The following is a 16565-nucleotide window of genomic DNA, read 5'->3' as shown; positions in this document are numbered from 1 at the left end:
GCGGGTCATCACCAATGACGGCGAGCCGGCGACGTGAGTCGTCGGTGTCGTTTCGGTACCCGCCTCACACCGATGACTCGCGTCGCCGGCTCGCCAACAACCTACGGGTCCCCGACATCCGCCAACCCATACAGCGTGTACGGCCCCACCCGATGCACGATGGGCAAACTCGCGCGGCGGCGACCGATGCGGCCCGACTCGACGTCGCCGCGGGGCTCTTCGCTGAGAACGTAAGTGGCGCCGTACTCCTCGCCGAGCTCTCGCAGCCGCTCGGCGCCGAGGGCGGCGAGGCTCGGCGTCCACCGCGTCGAGCCGTCGGCGAACTCGCCGGCCTTGAACACGTCGAAGTAACGCCGCCGCCACTCGACCATGCTGCGGGCGTCTTGCGGCACGTCCTTGTAAGTGACGACCTCGCCGCGTTCGGCGCGCCATTTGAAGGACTGCGATTGCTGCGGCACGAGGAACACCGCGTCGGCGGGTGTGTTCTCACGGACCCAATCGCACATCTCGATCCACGCCGCCGGGTCGTCCATCGCCGCGTCGGAGGCGGCGACCGGCTGACGCGCCCGCTCGACGACGAGGTCGCCCATGTACCAACCGCACAGCGCCACCAGCGCGACGGCGGCGTAGGCGCCCGAGCGGCGGCGCTCGGCGATCGCGACGCCGATCCATTCGACCGCCAAGATGCTAGCGGCGACCGGCGCGGCGATGTCGGCCAATCGGAACCAGTAATACTTCAGCAACGACGCGGCCCACGCCGGGTGATTCCACAGCACGAGTTCGATGGTCAGGCCAGCGAGGCTGATCGCTTCGGCGGCCCAGGCGAAGTAGGTCACTAGCCGTAAACCCGGCCGGTCACGCCGCACCCGCAACGCATGTAGCACGGCGAGCACCGCCACCATCCGCAGATGATGGCCGCCACGGTTCTCGATCCACTCCCACGGCTTGGTGAGCGGCGACAGGTGATGGGAGAGGCGGGTGAAGACATAGATCTCGTTCGCCTCGCTGACGACTTCGGCGGGCGTGCCGACATTTAGCAGCAGCGCTGGCACGACGCCCGCCATCGCCAAGCCGCCGCCGAGCGCGAGCGCCGGCAGCATCGACCGCACGGGCGGGATTTGCCGGCTCACGAGCCCCGCCACGCCGAGCGCGACGACCGACCAACCGCCCACCAGCGCATGCAGCGCGCTGGCGACGCCCAACAGAATCCAGGCGCGGTTCCAACGCCCGTCGATCGCATCGGCGATGGCGAAGAAGACAAACCCGTAGGCGAGCGTCTTCGCCTCGAACCCGCCGATGAGCCACTCGCCGGCGAAGTGCAGTTGGCGCGTGCCGTAGACCACCAGCGCAGCCCCCAGCGGCGCCAGCAGCGTCCCCGGCATGACGCGATGCACCAGCCGAGTCCACCCCGCGGCGATCAACGCCCACGACACCAGACGCCCGATCCAAGCGGTCGCTTCGAGCGAAAAGAGCTGAGTCACCCAGCCGAAGAGCCAGACCACCGTGAAATGGGCGTCGGGAGAATCGAGGAACAGGTCTCCCGGGCAGTAGCTGGGGTCCCAGAAGTGCCGCAGCCGACAGAGGTAGTGGGGCTCGTTGACCCCCGGCGAGGGGTCCCCGCCGGCGACGAAGAACACGAGGAAAACCAGCGCCCCGTCGAACCAAAACCGGCCCGACGGCGTCTTGGAGGCAGGCGGCGCCAGCGGCGGGCGATCGGGCACGGTGCTCGTGAGCTAGGCTTGCAGTGGCGTCGGCGACGCCAAGCGGAACATTGGCGAGCCGGTAGCGTCAGCGACCGGAGTGAAGCAGGTTCAGGGCTCCCTCCGGTCGCTGACCAGGATTATGCAAGGGCTAGCAGTTACCACGTTCAGATAAGGACTTAAGCGTCGTCGGACTGCTATCGCAGCAGTGCATCATCGACGTAAGTCCTTTGTTAAACGTCCATTTGCTAGCAGTTGCATAATCCTGTGACGCTACCGGCTCGCCATTCGTTTCTGTGGTTGAGCAGCGACCGTACCGAAACCCGCTCCACCACGCCAGCACGCCTGACCGCTAGCACACATGGCCGCAAGGTTTGCTCACAACGCCGTTGCTCAGAATCCGATCAGTCCTTAAGAGGACAGCTGAACCGTTTGTGCCCAACAAACCGGTCCCCTCCACGACTCCCTCCCTCCCGAGTCACGACCGATGCCCAAGCAATCGAACCACGATTTCACCGATCTAAACGACGTCGCCTGCGACCGGCTCGACGAGCTGCTGTCGCTGTTCTTCGACGACTGCCTCGACGACGGCGAGGCGGCCGAGCTGAACGCGATGCTGCTGGCCGACCCCACGGCGCGGACGCGTTCCTTCGAGGCGGCCCAGTTGCACGCCGACCTCTACACGTACTTCCGTGAAGAGAAGCAGGCGAAAACTGGCGGCGCCATCGCGCCGGCGCTGCCGCTGCCAATCCCGGGCGTCGGCTTTTCGCTGTTCAAGTAGTCGCGATTTAGGTCTCACGCAAAGGCGCGAAGACGCAAAGGTCTCTGCTTACGATTTCTTTGCGCCTTCGCGCCTTTGCGTGAGTCATTGTCGTTTGAACTAGGTTAACGTCGCGATGCGATCGAATGCCGGCTTAAGCTGCCCGTAGAGGTCGCGGTAAACGCCGACGCGGGCGTCGTGGGCTTTCTTTGCCTTGGCGCTTGGCTTGGTTTCGCTCGCTGTGCGTACGGTGGCGTCGCAGGCTTCGGTGATGCTCTGGTACTCGCCGCAGCCGGTCGCCGCCAAGAGCGCGACGCCGTAGCCGGGGCCTTCGTCGGCTTGCATGGCGTGGACCCTGGCGCCGAGGATGTCGGCTTGGAGTTGGCGCCAGAAGGGGCTCTTGGCGCCGCCGCCGGTCGTGCGGATTTCGTTGACGGGGACGCCCAGCTCTCGCATCAGGTCGAGGCAGTCACGCAGCGAGTACGTGACGCCCTCGAGCACCGCCCGCACCATCGCGCCGCGGTCGTGCGACAGCGTCAGGCCGACAAAGGCGCCGCGGGCGTTGGGGTCGGCGTGGGGCGTGCGCTCACCGGCGAGATACGGCAGGAAGAACAGCCCCTCGGCGCCGGGGGCGTGCTCGGCCGCTTCGGCGACGAGCTTTTCGTAGATGTCCTGCTTGGCCTTCTTCGCCAGCTCCTTGTCGGTCTGGCAGAGCGCGTCGGCGAACCAGCCGAACGAGCCCGCCGCCGCGAGCGTGACGCCCATCTGATGCCACTTGCCGCGCACGGCATGGCAGAACGTGTGCAGCCGACCGGCCGGGTCGAACTCGGGCTGGTCGCTGTAAGCGAACACGACGCCGCTCGTGCCCAGCGACGTGTTGACGAGCCCCTTCCGCACAATGCCGTTGCCGATCGCCCCCGCCGCACAGTCGCCGGCGCCGCCGACGACGACGCAATCGGTCGAGAGGCCCAGCAGCTCGGCCACTTCGGGCGTCAGCTTGCCCGTCACGTCCTCCGATTCGACGACGCTCGGCAAGAGCGCGGGATCAAGCTCCAGCTTGTCGAGCAGCGGCTTCGACCATTGCCGCTTCACCACGTCCAGCAGCAGCGTGCCGCTGGCGTCGCTGACCTCGGTGACCAGCTCGCCCGTCAATCGGCGCCGGACGTCGTCCTTGGGCAGCAGCACGTGAGCGAGCTTGGCGAAGTTCCGTGGCTCGTGGTTGCGGAGCCAGAGGATCTTCGGCGCCTGGAAGCCGGTGAGCGCGGGGTTCGCCACCAGCTTGATCAGCTTCTTGCGACCGCCGGCCCGCTCGGTGATCTCGTCGCACTCGGCGGCGGTGCGTTGGTCGTTCCAGAGCAACGCGGGGCGGAGCACCTTGCCCGACTTGTCCAAGAAGACCGACCCGTGCATCTGGCCCGAGAGGCCGATGCCGCGGACCTCCTGTTTCTTTAGCTTCGCCTTCTTGACGACGCCGCGGACGGTCTCGACAACGGCGTCCCACCAGTGCTGCGGGTCTTGCTCGCTCCACAGCGGGCGCGGATGCTCGCAGGGATACGTCGCACTGGCGCCGGCGAGCACTTGGCCCGCCGCGTCGATCGCGATGGTCTTCGTGCCCGAGGTGCCGATGTCGATGCCCAGAAAGACATTCTTCGCAGAACCGCTCATACGGAGTGTGCTCGTTGGCTTACTTGTCGTCGTGGCGGCGGGTTGCCCCGACGCGCCAGAGAAGAAGGAATCAGCTGAAAAGGGCGACGCGGGGGCGCTGCCGCGGGCGAGTGTAACCTTGCGGGTCGCGGTCGTCAGCGATGAATCCCTCGGCCGGGCGATCGACCGCCTGCGGGGCGAGTGGCGTGAACAGACCGACGGCGAGATCGAGACCTTCGATGTCGCCAAGGACGCCGACCTCGTCGCCGCGGCCAAGGAGGCCGATCTGATAGTTTTCCCTAGCCGGGCGATCGGCGAGCTGTGCGAGGCACGGGCCCTCCTGCCCGTGCGGCCGAGCGTCCTCAAATCGCCCGATCTGCGGTTCGAGGACTTCCTGCCGCTGGTCCGCGACCACGAGGTGGTTTACGCCCAGCAGGTGATGGCCCTGCCGATCGGCTGCCCGACACCGCTGCTGCTGACGGCGGAGGGTAAGGCGTCCAATCTGTCATTGCCGGATGACGACATCGAGCTGGCGCTGGCTTATCTCGCCTGGGCGGCCCCGTACGCCGAGCACCGCAGCCGCATCTCGACGCTGATCGAGAGCGACACGTTCCGCCCCCGGTTGGCGGCGCCGCCGTTCGTCAGGGCGCTGGAATCGCTGGTCGCCGCGGCGGGCGACGGACCCGGCACGATCGCCTGGCCTCAGCGCGAGTCACCGGCGCCCGCAGAGGCCTCCCCAGAGCCCCTAGGAGGCACCGAGAGCGTCTTCAATCCGATCTCCGGTGAATGGGAGCCACTCGGCGCCGAGGCCCGTAGAGCGACGCTGTTGGCCTCCAGCGGCCGCCTCCTCGGTATCTCCGCCACGAGCCGCAACGCGGCCACGGCCTTCCGCTACGCCGCCTGGCTCGTGAGCCCCGAGAACAGCCGGCTGGTTTCCACGGCAAGTGACAACGTCGCCAACTGCCGCGGGTCACTGGCCCGGGCGCCGGACGCCTGGCGGGCTTCGGACAACCGCGACCTGGGCCGCCGGTTCGCCGAAGCCCAGGCCGCCGCCCTGCGGACGCCCCGCTTCCTGCTGGCCCCCCGCCTGCCGGGGTCGGAAGAGTACCTCGAAGTCCTCGGCAAACGCGTCCGCGAAGCCCTCGACGGCCGCCCCCCCGCCGAGGCCCTCCAGCAAGCCGCCGACGAGTGGGAAGCGATCCACCACGCCCGCGGCTGGGACGAGCAGCAAGCCGCCTACGCCCGCAGCATCAACGCAACGGGGTTTCTGTAGGGTCCGCTGTGCGGACCGTTCGTTGGAAGCCGCGCCGCCACGTGGCTTTCTACCGCCAACCACGGTCCGCCCAGCGGACTCTCCGAACGCTTGCCAAGCCGCCGCCGCGCCGGTAGCTTCAACAGCTTCCCTTTGGGCCTGACGGACCGACAAACGTAGCGCCCACCCCCACTCGCTGCCGACCCACCGCGATGACGAGCCAGGCCAGCCCGACCGACCGCATCGTCATCACCGGCATCGGTCTCACGTCGCCCAACGGCAACACGCTTGCCGAGTACCGCGATGCGCTGCTGAACGGCCGCAGCGGTGTCCGCGACTACGAGATCCGCTACGTCGGCAAGACCTTGGCGGGCGTCTGCGACTTCGACGAGCTCAAGTACCAGAAGCGGCGAGAAGTCCGCCGCGGCACGCGCGCCGGCGGGGTCTCGATCTACTGCTCTAACGAGGCGATCCAGGACTCGGGCATCGATTGGACCAACGTCAATCGCGAACGCGTCGGCGTCTACATCGGCGTCACCGAGCACGGCAACGTCGAGACCGAGAACGAGATCAACGAGATTAAGGGCTACGACTACGACACGAGTGTCTGGTCGCACCACCACAACCCGCGCACCGTCGCCAACAACCCGGCCGGCGAAGTGACGCTGAACCTGGGCATCACCGGCCCGCACTACTCGATTGGCGCCGCTTGCGCTGCGGGTAACGCCGGCCTGATCCAGGGCGCCCAGATGCTCCGCCTCGGCGAGTGCGACCTGGCGATCTGCGGCGGCGTCTCGGAGAGCATCCACACGTTCGGCATCTTCGCCGGCTTCGCCAGCCAAGGCGCCCTCGCTAGCAACGCGGACCCGACGAAGGCCTCGCGTCCCTTCGACAAAGACCGCAACGGCATTGTCGTTTCCGAAGGCGGGGCTATCTACACCTTGGAAAGGTTCCAGGACGCGTCGGCCCGCGGCGCAAAGATCTACGGTGAGATCGCCGGCTACGCGATGAACTCCGACGCCAGCGATTTCGTTCTGCCCAACCCGGTCCAGCAAGCCCGCTGCATGCACATGGCTTTGGCGAAGGCGGGGCTCAACGCCGACGACATCGACCTCCTCAGCACCCACGCCACCGCCACCCCCAGCGGCGACATCCAGGAGTGTGAGGCGGTCCGCAAGGTCTTCGGCCAGAGCACCCGCACCGCGGTCAACAACACCAAAAGCTTCATCGGCCACGCGATGGGCGCCGCCGGCTCGCTCGAACTCGCCGGCAACCTGCTGTCGTTCGTCGACGGCGTGGTCCACCCCACGATCAACGTCGATGACCTCGACCCCGACTGCGCCGTTCCGGGCCTCGTGATCAACGAGCCCCGCGAAGGCCACGAAGTCAAAGCGATCCTCAACAACTCGTTCGGCATGCTGGGGATCAACAGCGCGCTGATCGTAACCAAAGTCTAAATACGTTAAGAGCCCACGAATCACACGAATCCTCACGAATCTTATTCGCGTCGATTCGTGCGATTCGTGGGCTTAATAAGAGAAGGAAGTAGGTAATTCAATGACGCGTGATGAGATTCGCGACGAGATCCTCGACATCCTCGGCGACATCGCTCCCGACGAGGACCTTTCGGAGCTGAAAGACGAACAGTCCTTCCGCGAGCAGATGGAGCTCGACTCGATGGACTTCCTCGACATCGTCATGGAGCTGCGCAAGCGTCACCGCGTGCAGATCCCCGAGGACGACTACGTCGAACTGGCGAGCATGAGCTCAACGGTCAACTACCTCGAGCCGCTGATGAAGGATATCGCCAAGGCCTGACGGCCGAGGATAGGAGTTAGGGGCTAGGGAAGTTTCGCTTCGCCGAGCCGGCTGGCGCTCGTTTCCCTCGCCCCTCGTCCCTAGCCCCTAACCCCTCCTGTGTACGACACCCTCATCATCGGCGCCGGCATGAGCGGGCTCGCGGCCGGGATTCGGTTGGCGATGTACGATCAGCGCGTGTGCATCCTTGAGAAGCACACCACCATCGGCGGGCTCAACTCGTTCTATCGGCTGCGCCGACGGGATTACGACGTTGGCCTGCATGCGCTGACGAACATCACGCCGAAGGGGACGAAGAAGGGACCGCTCGCGCGGCTCTTGCGGCAGTTGCGGTTTAGTTGGGACGACTTTCAGATCTCGCCGCAGATCGGCTCGCAGGTGGTCTTCCCGGGCCATCGGTTGCAGTTCGACAACAACCCCGAGCGGCTCGCCGAGTCGGTCGCCCGTGAGTTCCCGGCGCAGGCCGACAACTGGCGGAAGTTCATCGCGTCGATCGCCGACTACGACGATCTGACCGACGAGCACCAGCAGCAGTCGGCCCGCGCGGTGGTGTCGAGCTACCTGACCGAGCCGCTGCTCGTGGAGATGCTCTTCTGCCCGCTGATGTTCTACGGCTCGGCCCGCGAGCATGACATGGACTGGGGCCAGTTCTGCATCATGTTCCGCAGCATCTTTCTTGAGGGACTGGGCCGGCCTCATGCGGGTGTGCGGCTGATCCTCAAGAACCTCGTGAAGAAGTTCCGCGGCCTCGGCGGCGAGTTGAAGCTGCGTAGCGGCGTTGACCGGATGCACGTCGAGAACGGCCGCGTCGTCGGCGTCGTGCTCGAGAACGGCGAGGTCATCGAGGCGAAACGCATTCTTTCGTCCGCCGGCTGGTGCGAGACGATGCGGCTCTGCGACGACGGCCAGCCCGTCGAGGTCGCCGGCTCGCCGCAGCGTTCCGCGGGGCGGCTCTCGTTCTGCGAGACGATCAGCACGCTCGATATTGATCCCAAAGAGATGGGTTACGACCGCACGATCACGTTCTTCAACGACCACGACAAGTTCGACTGGACCGTGCCGAACGTGCCGTGCGACTTGCGTAGCGGCGTGATCTGTAGCCCTAACAACTTCGAGTACACGGAAGCTTTAGACGACGGCCGCGGCGGCCGCGGCACGATGCGGATCACGGTGCTCGCCAACTACGACTACTGGAACGGGCTCGACAAAGAAGCCTACGAGCTCGAGAAGCTCCGCTGGTTCGAGCGCGTCAACGAGTCGGCCGTGCGGTTCACGCCCGACTTCCGCGGGCGGATCGTCGACACGGACATGTTCACGCCGACGACGATTGTCCGCTTCACCGGCCACGACAACGGCGCGGTCTACGGCGCCCCCGAGAAGCAACTCGACGGCACGACGCACTTAGAGAACCTCTTCATCTGCGGCACCGACCAAGGCTTCGTCGGCATCGTCGGCAGCATCGTCAGCGGCATCGGCATGGCGAATCTGCATTGCTTGAAGGAGTAGGCAGTGGGCAGTGGGCAGTGGGCAGTAAAAAAGGGCGAACGCGAAGCGTCCGCGAGTCGCGTCGTGTCGACGCGGTACGGCTCAACCCACTTCACCGCATCGACACGATGCGACTCGCTCAACGGTTCTGCAAAACTCCCCGCGTCGCACGCAATCAAGTTGAAGAGGAACACGAATCAACGCTAATCTCCGCAAAGCGCACAAGCGAAGCACATTAGCGTAAATTAGCGCCGATTAGTGTTCCCAACTTCTCGCCCTCAAAAGCAGAGCCCCGCCGCGATGGAATCGCCCGAGCCAAAGCCCCGCCTGCGGCCACGCATCTCGCTGCTGAGTTTGCTGCTGCTGACGGCAGTGGTCGCGTGCTTGATCGTCGTCACCCTGCAAGCTCGCGAACTCGCACCGTTGCGAATCGAGAACAAGCGACTGCGGAGCGAGGTTGGTGAGCTTTCAGTAGAGGACCCGAATCGCCTACATGGAATTCGTGTCGCCACCACGGATGAAAACCACTGGCGATTCCGAGTCTTGGTGCCAGACCAACGAAGGTACTGGTTCGGCTGCATGAGTGACCTCATCCCGAAGGGAAAAAGCAGCGAGACTTGGGTCATTGACGAGGGGGAGGCAATCCGGCCATCCGGCGGAAGTGGAAGCCTTATCGAATCGGGCGAGCATCTGATCGACGTGTACTTCTCGGATGACGACGCCACAGATCAGATCGAGGTGAAGATTCTGCTGGATGGAGCAATTACCTCGATTCATGTTCTTGACGAACTGAACCACGACTGGATTCGGCACGACGGTTGGCAGCAACGCTTCGCCTCGCGCGAGTTTCTAGACTTCGAAACGGTCTCTCCTCGGCTTGATGAGGCACTTGTCCTTGTGCGGTACCGGGCTAAACACGTTGACCGAGAGTCGCGAGGCCCTGATTTTACGGTAGGTAATTTCGTTGGCTCGTATGGGAATCCTTTGATTGAAGAAATCGAAGAACCCTGTGAGGGATTGCTAGTTTGGATCGCTCCTCAGAAGTAGCGTCTAGCGGTTGGCTGACTTGACCGCTCCCCACCCCGCCCCCTCCCCGGTAAACTACAGGGTCCCCTCCCGCCCCCTGCCGACCGCCCACTGCCCACTCCCCCATGCCCAAAGACTTCCTCGCCGGCGCCCAGGACCACTACGACGTCGTCGTCATCGGCGCCGGGCTGGCCGGGCTCACCTCGGCCAACATCCTCGCCCGGCAGGGGCGTTCGGTCCTGCTGCTGGAGCAGCACTACAAGCTCGGCGGCCTCGCCACGTGGTTCAAGCGGCCCGGCCACCACATCTTCGACATCTCGCTGCACGGCTTCCCCGTCGGCATGGTGAAGAGCTGCCGGCGGTACTGGTCGCAGGAGATCGCCGACTCGATCGTCCAGCTCACCGGCATCCGCTTCGAGAACCCGATGTTCTCGCTGCAAACCGACTTCACCCGCGCTGACTTCTCGAAGAAGCTCGTCGAGAACTTCCGCGTGCCGCAGGCGACCGTCGATGCGTTCTTCGACACGGCCCGCGGGATGAACTTTTACGATGACCAGACGACGACGGCGCGCGAGCTGTTCGACAAGTTCTTCCCCGGCCGTGAGGACGTGATTCGGCTGCTCATGGAGCCGATCACCTACGCGAACGGTTCGACGCTCGAAGACCCGGCGATCAGCTACGGCATCGTCTTCAGCAACTTCATGTCGAAGGGCGTCTTCACGTTCGAAGGGGGGACCGACAAGCTCATCACGTCGATGGAGGCCGAGCTGCGGAAGAGCGGCGTCGATATCCGTATCAACGCCGACTGCGAGCAGGTGCATGTGGAAGGCGATAAGGTCGTCGGCGTCACCGTCAACGGGCGCCGCATCAAGTGCGACGCGGTCGTCAGCAACTCGAACCTCAAGGCGACGATCTTCAAGCTCGTCGGCGAGGACAAGTTCTCCGACAGTTTTGTTGACGAGGCCCGCGCGGTGCGCGTGAACAACTCCAGCACGCAGGTCTACATCGCGCTGAAGCCCGACGATCCGCTCGAAGAATCGACGGGCGACCTCTTGTTCACCTCGACGGCTCCGACGTTCAACACCGAGCAGCTCCTCTCGCGCGACATCACCAGCCGCACCTACTCGATGTACTACCCCGGGACGCGTCCCGAGGGCCGCCCGCAGAAGCTGATTGTCAGCAGCACCAACGCCCGTTGGGAAGACTGGGCCGGCCTCTCCGAGGAAGAGTACCAAGCGAGTAAGCGTGACCTCTGCGAGACGACGCTCGACGCGCTCGACAAGTACGTCCCCGACGTGCGTAGCCGGGCCGTCCACGTCGAGGCCTCGACGCCGCGGACGTTCAACCACTACACGCACCACCTCAACGGCGCGAGCTTCGGCACGAAGTTTGAGGGCCTCGCCGTGAGCCGCGCCCTGCCGCAACAGATCGGCGGCCTGTACCACGCCGGCAGCGTGGGCATCATCATGTCGGGCTGGCTAGGAGCGATGAACTACGGCGTGATCGTCGCGAACGAAGTGGACAACCACCTGATGACCAACAGCAGCCACAGCACGGCGGGCGCCGAGGCCACGGTCGCCGCCGACATGGCGGCGGGTTAAGGATTTAGCCACAGATGTTCGCAGATGACCGCGGATGGCGATTCGAAGAGATCGGGGTAGTCGCTGAAGGCGGCGAGATCCTGGTGGACGGTGTCGATCCGTGGACGAATGAGTGGAAAAAACTCCGTGAAGGTTTCGTGCAGTTGCCGCACCCACAGCACCGAAATCAATTGCATTCAATGGATGTCTATTCGATTTCAACCAACAGCGAGCGTGAAGTGCATTTCGCTGCTGGAGAAGTCTCGGCCGGTGTTTGGGCGTTCTACCATGCAGAGAGGGGCGAGTGCGTTCATGACCGCCCGCTCATTTGACGACCGTGACCGCTTTGGGCGTCAGGTTCTCAAGAGCTTTGAGCAGCGCCGCGATCAGAGGGCGGATGTCATCGAGCTTGTTGCTCGGCGCGCTGAGCAAGACGACCGACAGCGGCAGCTGGGCGGACTGCTGGTAGTGGAGATTGCCGTCTTTCGTTAGCAGAGCGTCGAAGCCGGCGGCCGCAGCCAGGGCAAGCAGCTCACCGTTTTCCTTCCCACCCCAACCCATGTAGGCTGTTGTCGCTACGTCATGTCCCACGATGAGCGGTCGTAAGCGATGCGGGAGGTTCTCGTCGAGTAGCAGCTTCATACCGCCGGGGCCCCGGAAAGGGCCATCGACTGCGCCTCTTTGAGCAGCGTATCTACCTGCTCCCGCGAGACTGTGGGGAAATCTTCTAGGAAGTACTCGATGGAGTACCCACCCCTCAGGTGGTCAAACAACGACACGATCGGCACCCGCGTCCCCTTAAAGACCGGGGTGCCGCCGAGAATTTCCGGATCGACGTTGACGACGGTGCTCATACCCCCATCCTACCGCGCGGAAAGCCAATCGGCCATCTTATATGGCTTAGCCTACCAAGCAACATCTGCGTCCATCTGCGGCTAGATTTTCCCATGTCCAAAGAACAAATCCTCGCCGCCATCCCGCACCGCGACCCCTTCCTGCTGATCGACGAGGTCACGGAGCAGGGCGAGGCGCGGATCGTGTGTCGCAAGACGTTTAGCGGCGATGAGTTCTGGTACCGCGGGCACTACCCCGACTTCCCGATCACGCCCGGCGTCATTCTCTGCGAAGCGAGCATGCAGGCCGGCGCCGTGCTGCTGTCGGGCTTGGTGACCGATGCGGCGGGCAAGGTTCCCGTCGCCACGCGGGCCAACAACGTGCAGTTCCGCGACATGGTCCGCCCCGGCGATACGGTCGAGATCGAGGTCGAGCTGACCGAACGCCTCGCCGACGCGTTCTTCATGAAGGCGAAGGTGACGAACGTGACCCGTGGCAAGTTGGCGTGTCGGTTCGACTTTGCGTGTACGCTGACCGCTCGCCAGTAAGGTTCTGCCGATGTCGGCGCCGCTCACCCCGTAGCGTTACCCCGCAGAGTTACACCATGAGAAGGCTTGCGGTTTTTGCGGCGTTAATCGCCGGCTCGTGCCTATCGTCGCTGGCGATGGCGGAGGACATGCCGGAAGGCTTCGTGTCGATCTTTCCCGCGGCGAGCCTCGCGGGCTGGGTCGGGGGGACGACGATCGACCCGTCGACGATCACGCCCGAGCAGCAGGCGAAGTGGGACGGCGAGCTCCACGACCACTGGCGCGTCGAGGGGGACGATCTGGTGAGCGACGGCCACAGCCCGCACCTCGTGACGGCGCGGAAGTACGGCGACTTCGAGCTGCTGGTCGATTGGAACCTCGCGCCCAACGGCGACAGCGGCGTCTACCTCCGCGACACGCCGCAGGTGCAGCTCTGGGACCCCTGGAATGAAGCGGCCCACAAGCACGGCGCCCAGAAGGGCTCCGGCGCCCTTTGGAACAACAACGGCCCAGGGAAGTGGCCCCTCGAGCCGGCGGACAAGCCGACCGGCGAGTGGAACACGATGGCGGTGCGGATGGTCGGCCCTTACGTACGGGTCGTGCTCAATGACAAGCTCGTCGTCGACGACGCGCCGCTCGAAAACTACTTCGACCGCGCCGCGCCGGTCTTCGACGAAGGCCGGATCCACCTCCAAACGCACGGCAGCGAAACCCGCTTCCGCCGCCTGCTAGTGCGCGAGATCGAGCCCACCGAGGCCGAGTCGCTCATCGCAGAGATCGAGTCTCGCCCCAAGTCAGACTAAGTCTGGCTTGCCGTCACTGCCCACTGCCGACCGGCCCCTGCCCCCTGCCCACTCCACATGCCCTCCGACTTCCTCCAACTCGCCGGCAAGACTGTCCTCGTGGCCGGGGTCGCCAACAAGAAGTCCGTCGCCTGGCACATCGCCCGACTGCTGACCGAGGCCGACTGCCGCGTCATCTACTCGGTGCGGAGCGAGAAGCGGCGCGACGAGGTCCAGCGGCTCGTGGGGCCCGACGCCCTGGTGCTGATCTGCGACGTGGAGCACGAGGAGGAGATCGAACGCCTCGGCGCCGAGGTGGCGGCCGAGTGCGAGCGGACGGGGCAGAAGCTCGATGGGTTGGTCCATTCAATCGCCTTCGCGGACTATGAGGACGGATTAAAACCGTTCCATGAGACGACCAAGCGGGCCTTCCTGCGGACGTTCTCGATCAGCTGCTACTCGCTGGTGGCGATGGCGGGGGCGTTGAAGGATTCCCTGGCGGAGGACGCCTCGGTCGTGGCGATCTCGATCTCGACGACCGAGATGGCCAGCGAGAACTACGGCTACATGGCCCCGATCAAGGCGGCCCTCGACTCGTCGCTGGCCTTCCTGGCCAAGTCCTTCAGCCAGTTCAGCCGGGTGCGGTTCAACGCCGTGGCGCCAGGCTTGCTCAAGACTTCGGCCTCGGCGGGGATCCCCGGGTACGTCGATTCGTACCTGTTTGCCGAGAAGGCGACCCTCCGTGAAGAAGCCGTGAAGACCGAAGAGGCCGCCGCGGCGGCGGTTTTCCTGCTCAGCCCGCGGTCTTCGGGCATGAACGCCCAGCGGCTGGTGGTTGATGCGGGGATGCGCACCAACTATTTCGACTCGGACATCGTCCGGGCCGTCGTCGAACGGGAATAGCTAGGTTTCCCACCCTACGGGGGGCGGTGGTAGGGGCTGGTGTTTTTTCCGGCACGACCGGCCCTTCGGGCTGAGACTCGTTCGCAATTAGGACCAACCGCAACGGAAAAACGGTGGTCCCGTTTGACTGGCCGTGATACGCTTAACTGGTGTAGCTAGCGACGGTTGCGGCGATTTCGTCGCGATCGGCGCCAGCGGCTGACTCTTCTCAGGCGGGCGGATGTCGCATTTCGGCGTTCGTCAGGAGTGTCAGGAAGACTCCCACTCGGAACAAACGAATAGCTCAGGCTGGCCGGACGACGCGTCATGCGTCACGCCGGTCGGTTGGGCTTTGGCACTTTCCTAGTATCGCTCGCGCTAACGCGCCGACGCCACAACTTGGCGTACGCGCGGAGGCCGCAACGGTCGGCAACGGACCCAGCAAGACGGATGTCTCAGGACGCCTCCGAAAAGCTGATCGACCTGGTCAAACGGAGCGACCTCGTAACTCCGAAGAAGCTCGATGCGTTCTTAGAGAAGAGCGCGCAGGAGCCCGGCGGGATTCCCGTCGAGCAGGAGAAGGTCGCCGACATGCTCGTCGCCGACGGGCTGTTGACGCGTTGGCAAGCCGACAAGCTGCTCGCCGGCAAGCACCGCGGGTTTCGACTCGGCAAGTACAAGTTGCTCGGCCAGATCGGTAAGGGCGGCATGAGCCACGTCTATCTCGCCGAGCACGTGCTCATGGAACGGCGGGTGGCGATCAAGGTCTTGCCGCGGCAGCGGGTGAAGGACCGCTCGTACCTGTCGCGGTTCCAGCTCGAAGCCCGCGCGGCGGCCCGGCTCGACGACCCCAACATTGTCCGCGTCTTTGACATCGATAACGAAGGAGACACCCACTACATCGTCATGGAGTACGTCGATGGACGCGATCTCCATCAGACGGTGAGTCAGAACGGCCCGCTGCCGTTCGTCACCGCGGTGCGGTACGTCACGCAGGTCGCGACCGGTCTTCAGCACGCCCACGAGATGGGCCTCGTGCACCGCGACATCAAGCCGGCCAACTGCCTGCTCGACCAGCACGGTACGGTCAAGCTGCTCGATATGGGCCTGGCGAAGCTCAACGACGACGAGACGTCGCTCACGCTCGCCAACGACGAGAACGTCCTCGGCACGGCCGACTACCTCGCGCCCGAGCAGGCCCTCAACAGCCACGCCGCCGACGCGCGGGCGGACATCTACAGCCTCGGCTGTACGCTCTATTTCCTGCTGGTGGGCCGCCCGCCGTTCCCCGACGGGACGATCTCCGAGCGGCTCCTCAAACACCAAGTCGAAGAGCCCGAAAGCCTGCTGAAGCTGCGGCCCGACACGCCGCTCTCGTTGGTGGACCTCTGCGCGCGGATGATGGCGAAGAAGCCGGACGATCGTCCGCAGACCGCCGGGGACGTGGCTCGACTGATGAACGATTGGCTCGCCGAACGCGGCGAATCGACCGTCGGCATGGGATCCAGCGGCAGCGGTGTCCGGGTCGGTGAAGGGCTCGGCAGTGGCGTCGGCAGCGGCATCCTCAGCCGCTACTCACAAACGCCCCCGCCTGGCGCGCTGTCCAAACCGGGCAGCGGGAGTGGCCGCGTCCCTCCTGCCGCCAGCGAAACGGCCAAGCTCTACTCGACGCCCTCCGTCGATACCGATGAGGACATCGGCCTCGCTCCCCTGGACGAAGAAGAAAAGGGCCCCGCCGCGCGCCAAGCCAAGAAGGCTTCCGCGTCGTCGGGCGTCCTCTCGGACGAGAGCAACTCGAAGCTCGGATCGAAAGCAAACGTCGCCAGCAAGTCGGGCAAGGCCTCGTCAGCGAAGTCTGTCGCGAAGCCTGATCGGGGCTCGTCCAAGGTGACGAGCTCAAGCGATAGGGTCACCGAAGAGACCGAAGCCGCGTCGCTCAGCTCGCCCTCGAGGCCGATCAAGCCGAAGTCGATCTTCGACGAAGAGTACGCCGCCGCGACCGAGGACGACCCAATCAAACGTCGCGCGCAACGCGCCGCACAGACAGAGTACGACCCGCTCCACCCGCCGGGGTACGTGAACCCCTATACCAGGACGCCGGCTTGGGTGTGGGTCGTTGGCGCGATGTTCTTGGTGGCGGTGATCAGCATCGTGGCGTGGGTCCACAACAGTTGACCCACCGCCGCGTGTTTGGGGCGCCACCGTCTTGAGCGCTCGTCCCCGCACTTAGCCCCCGGTCAATGACCGGGGGCTAAATCATGGTGGGATGCCCAAT

16 protein-coding genes are annotated in these 16565 nt (G+C 64.8%); 12 read left to right on the top strand and 4 right to left on the bottom strand.

Features of this window, described 5'->3' with window-relative positions; genetic code table 11:
• Window positions 1-101 precede the first annotated feature (101 nt).
• Window positions 102-1721 (bottom strand): DUF6798 domain-containing protein, encoded by a 1620-nt coding sequence (locus Spa11_RS07345; protein ID WP_145110088.1) that lies wholly within the window; start codon window positions 1719-1721, stop codon window positions 102-104.
• Between the two features lie 466 nt (window positions 1722-2187).
• Between Spa11_RS07345 and Spa11_RS07340 the strand changes: the two genes are divergently transcribed.
• Window positions 2188-2481, top strand: coding sequence for an anti-sigma factor (locus Spa11_RS07340; protein ID WP_145110084.1), 294 nt, complete (start codon window positions 2188-2190; stop codon window positions 2479-2481).
• Between the two features lie 99 nt (window positions 2482-2580).
• Here the strand turns inward: Spa11_RS07340 and xylB are convergent, their stop codons facing one another.
• A complete protein-coding gene (gene xylB / locus Spa11_RS07335) occupies window positions 2581-4125 on the bottom strand; it encodes a xylulokinase (protein WP_145110081.1) in 1545 nt (514 codons plus the stop codon).
• Here xylB and Spa11_RS07330 point away from each other — a divergent pair.
• The 7 genes from Spa11_RS07330 (at window position 4085) to Spa11_RS07300 (ending at window position 11597) form a co-directional block, all read left to right on the top strand.
• Window positions 4085-5377, top strand: a complete 1293-nt coding sequence (locus Spa11_RS07330; RefSeq protein WP_145110078.1) for a type 2 periplasmic-binding domain-containing protein — start codon at window positions 4085-4087, stop codon at window positions 5375-5377. The two genes, xylB and Spa11_RS07330, sit on opposite strands and share 41 nt — an antisense overlap.
• 191 nt (window positions 5378-5568) lie before the next feature.
• Window positions 5569-6813, top strand: coding sequence for a beta-ketoacyl-[acyl-carrier-protein] synthase family protein (locus tag Spa11_RS07325; RefSeq protein WP_145110075.1), 1245 nt, complete (start codon window positions 5569-5571; stop codon window positions 6811-6813).
• 100 nt (window positions 6814-6913) lie between these two features.
• Entirely contained in the window at window positions 6914-7174 is a 261-nt protein-coding gene (locus Spa11_RS07320) for an acyl carrier protein (protein ID WP_145110072.1), read from the top strand.
• Between the two features lie 99 nt (window positions 7175-7273).
• On the top strand, window positions 7274-8680 hold the full coding sequence (locus Spa11_RS07315; RefSeq protein WP_145110069.1) for a phytoene desaturase family protein: 1407 nt from the start codon (window positions 7274-7276) through the stop codon (window positions 8678-8680).
• A gap of 279 nt (window positions 8681-8959) precedes the next feature.
• Window positions 8960-9706 carry a hypothetical protein gene (locus Spa11_RS07310; protein ID WP_145110066.1) on the top strand — a complete coding sequence of 249 codons (747 nt, stop codon included), beginning with the start codon at window positions 8960-8962 and terminating at the stop codon, window positions 9704-9706.
• A 104-nt stretch (window positions 9707-9810) separates the two neighbouring features.
• Window positions 9811-11286, top strand: coding sequence for a phytoene desaturase family protein (locus Spa11_RS07305; RefSeq protein WP_145110063.1), 1476 nt, complete (start codon window positions 9811-9813; stop codon window positions 11284-11286).
• Window positions 11287-11300: 14 nt separating this feature from the next.
• Window positions 11301-11597 carry a hypothetical protein gene (locus tag Spa11_RS07300; protein WP_145110060.1) on the top strand — a complete coding sequence of 99 codons (297 nt, stop codon included), beginning with the start codon at window positions 11301-11303 and terminating at the stop codon, window positions 11595-11597.
• Here the strand turns inward: Spa11_RS07300 and Spa11_RS07295 are convergent.
• Together Spa11_RS07295 and Spa11_RS07290 are read right to left on the bottom strand one after the other, a co-directional pair.
• Complete coding sequence (locus Spa11_RS07295; RefSeq protein ID WP_145110057.1) at window positions 11590-11907, bottom strand: DUF5615 family PIN-like protein; 318 nt, start codon at window positions 11905-11907, stop codon at window positions 11590-11592. The genes Spa11_RS07300 and Spa11_RS07295 overlap by 8 nt on opposite strands.
• Window positions 11904-12119, bottom strand: coding sequence for a DUF433 domain-containing protein (locus Spa11_RS07290; RefSeq protein ID WP_145110054.1), 216 nt, complete (start codon window positions 12117-12119; stop codon window positions 11904-11906). Before Spa11_RS07290 ends, Spa11_RS07295 begins: the two co-directional genes overlap by 4 nt.
• 93 nt (window positions 12120-12212) lie before the next feature.
• On the opposite strand from Spa11_RS07290, the gene Spa11_RS07285 reads away from it, so the two are divergent.
• The 4 genes from Spa11_RS07285 (at window position 12213) to Spa11_RS07270 (ending at window position 16465) form a co-directional block, all read left to right on the top strand.
• Entirely contained in the window at window positions 12213-12647 is a 435-nt protein-coding gene (locus tag Spa11_RS07285; RefSeq protein WP_145110051.1) for a 3-hydroxyacyl-ACP dehydratase FabZ family protein, read from the top strand.
• Window positions 12648-12703: 56 nt separating this feature from the next.
• Entirely contained in the window at window positions 12704-13429 is a 726-nt protein-coding gene (locus tag Spa11_RS07280; protein WP_145110048.1) for a 3-keto-disaccharide hydrolase, read from the top strand.
• Between the two features lie 57 nt (window positions 13430-13486).
• Complete coding sequence (locus tag Spa11_RS07275; RefSeq protein ID WP_145110045.1) at window positions 13487-14311, top strand: enoyl-ACP reductase FabI; 825 nt, start codon at window positions 13487-13489, stop codon at window positions 14309-14311.
• A gap of 429 nt (window positions 14312-14740) precedes the next feature.
• On the top strand, window positions 14741-16465 hold the full coding sequence (locus Spa11_RS07270) for a serine/threonine-protein kinase (RefSeq protein ID WP_231933192.1): 1725 nt from the start codon (window positions 14741-14743) through the stop codon (window positions 16463-16465).
• The last annotated feature ends 100 nt before the right edge of the window (window positions 16466-16565 follow it).

The organism is Botrimarina mediterranea (assembly GCF_007753265.1).
GTDB classification, from domain to species: Bacteria; Planctomycetota; Planctomycetia; order Pirellulales; family Lacipirellulaceae; genus Botrimarina; species Botrimarina mediterranea.
The sequence above is the reverse complement of the archived record's forward strand: the minus strand, read 5'-3'. Positions and strand labels throughout refer to the sequence as shown.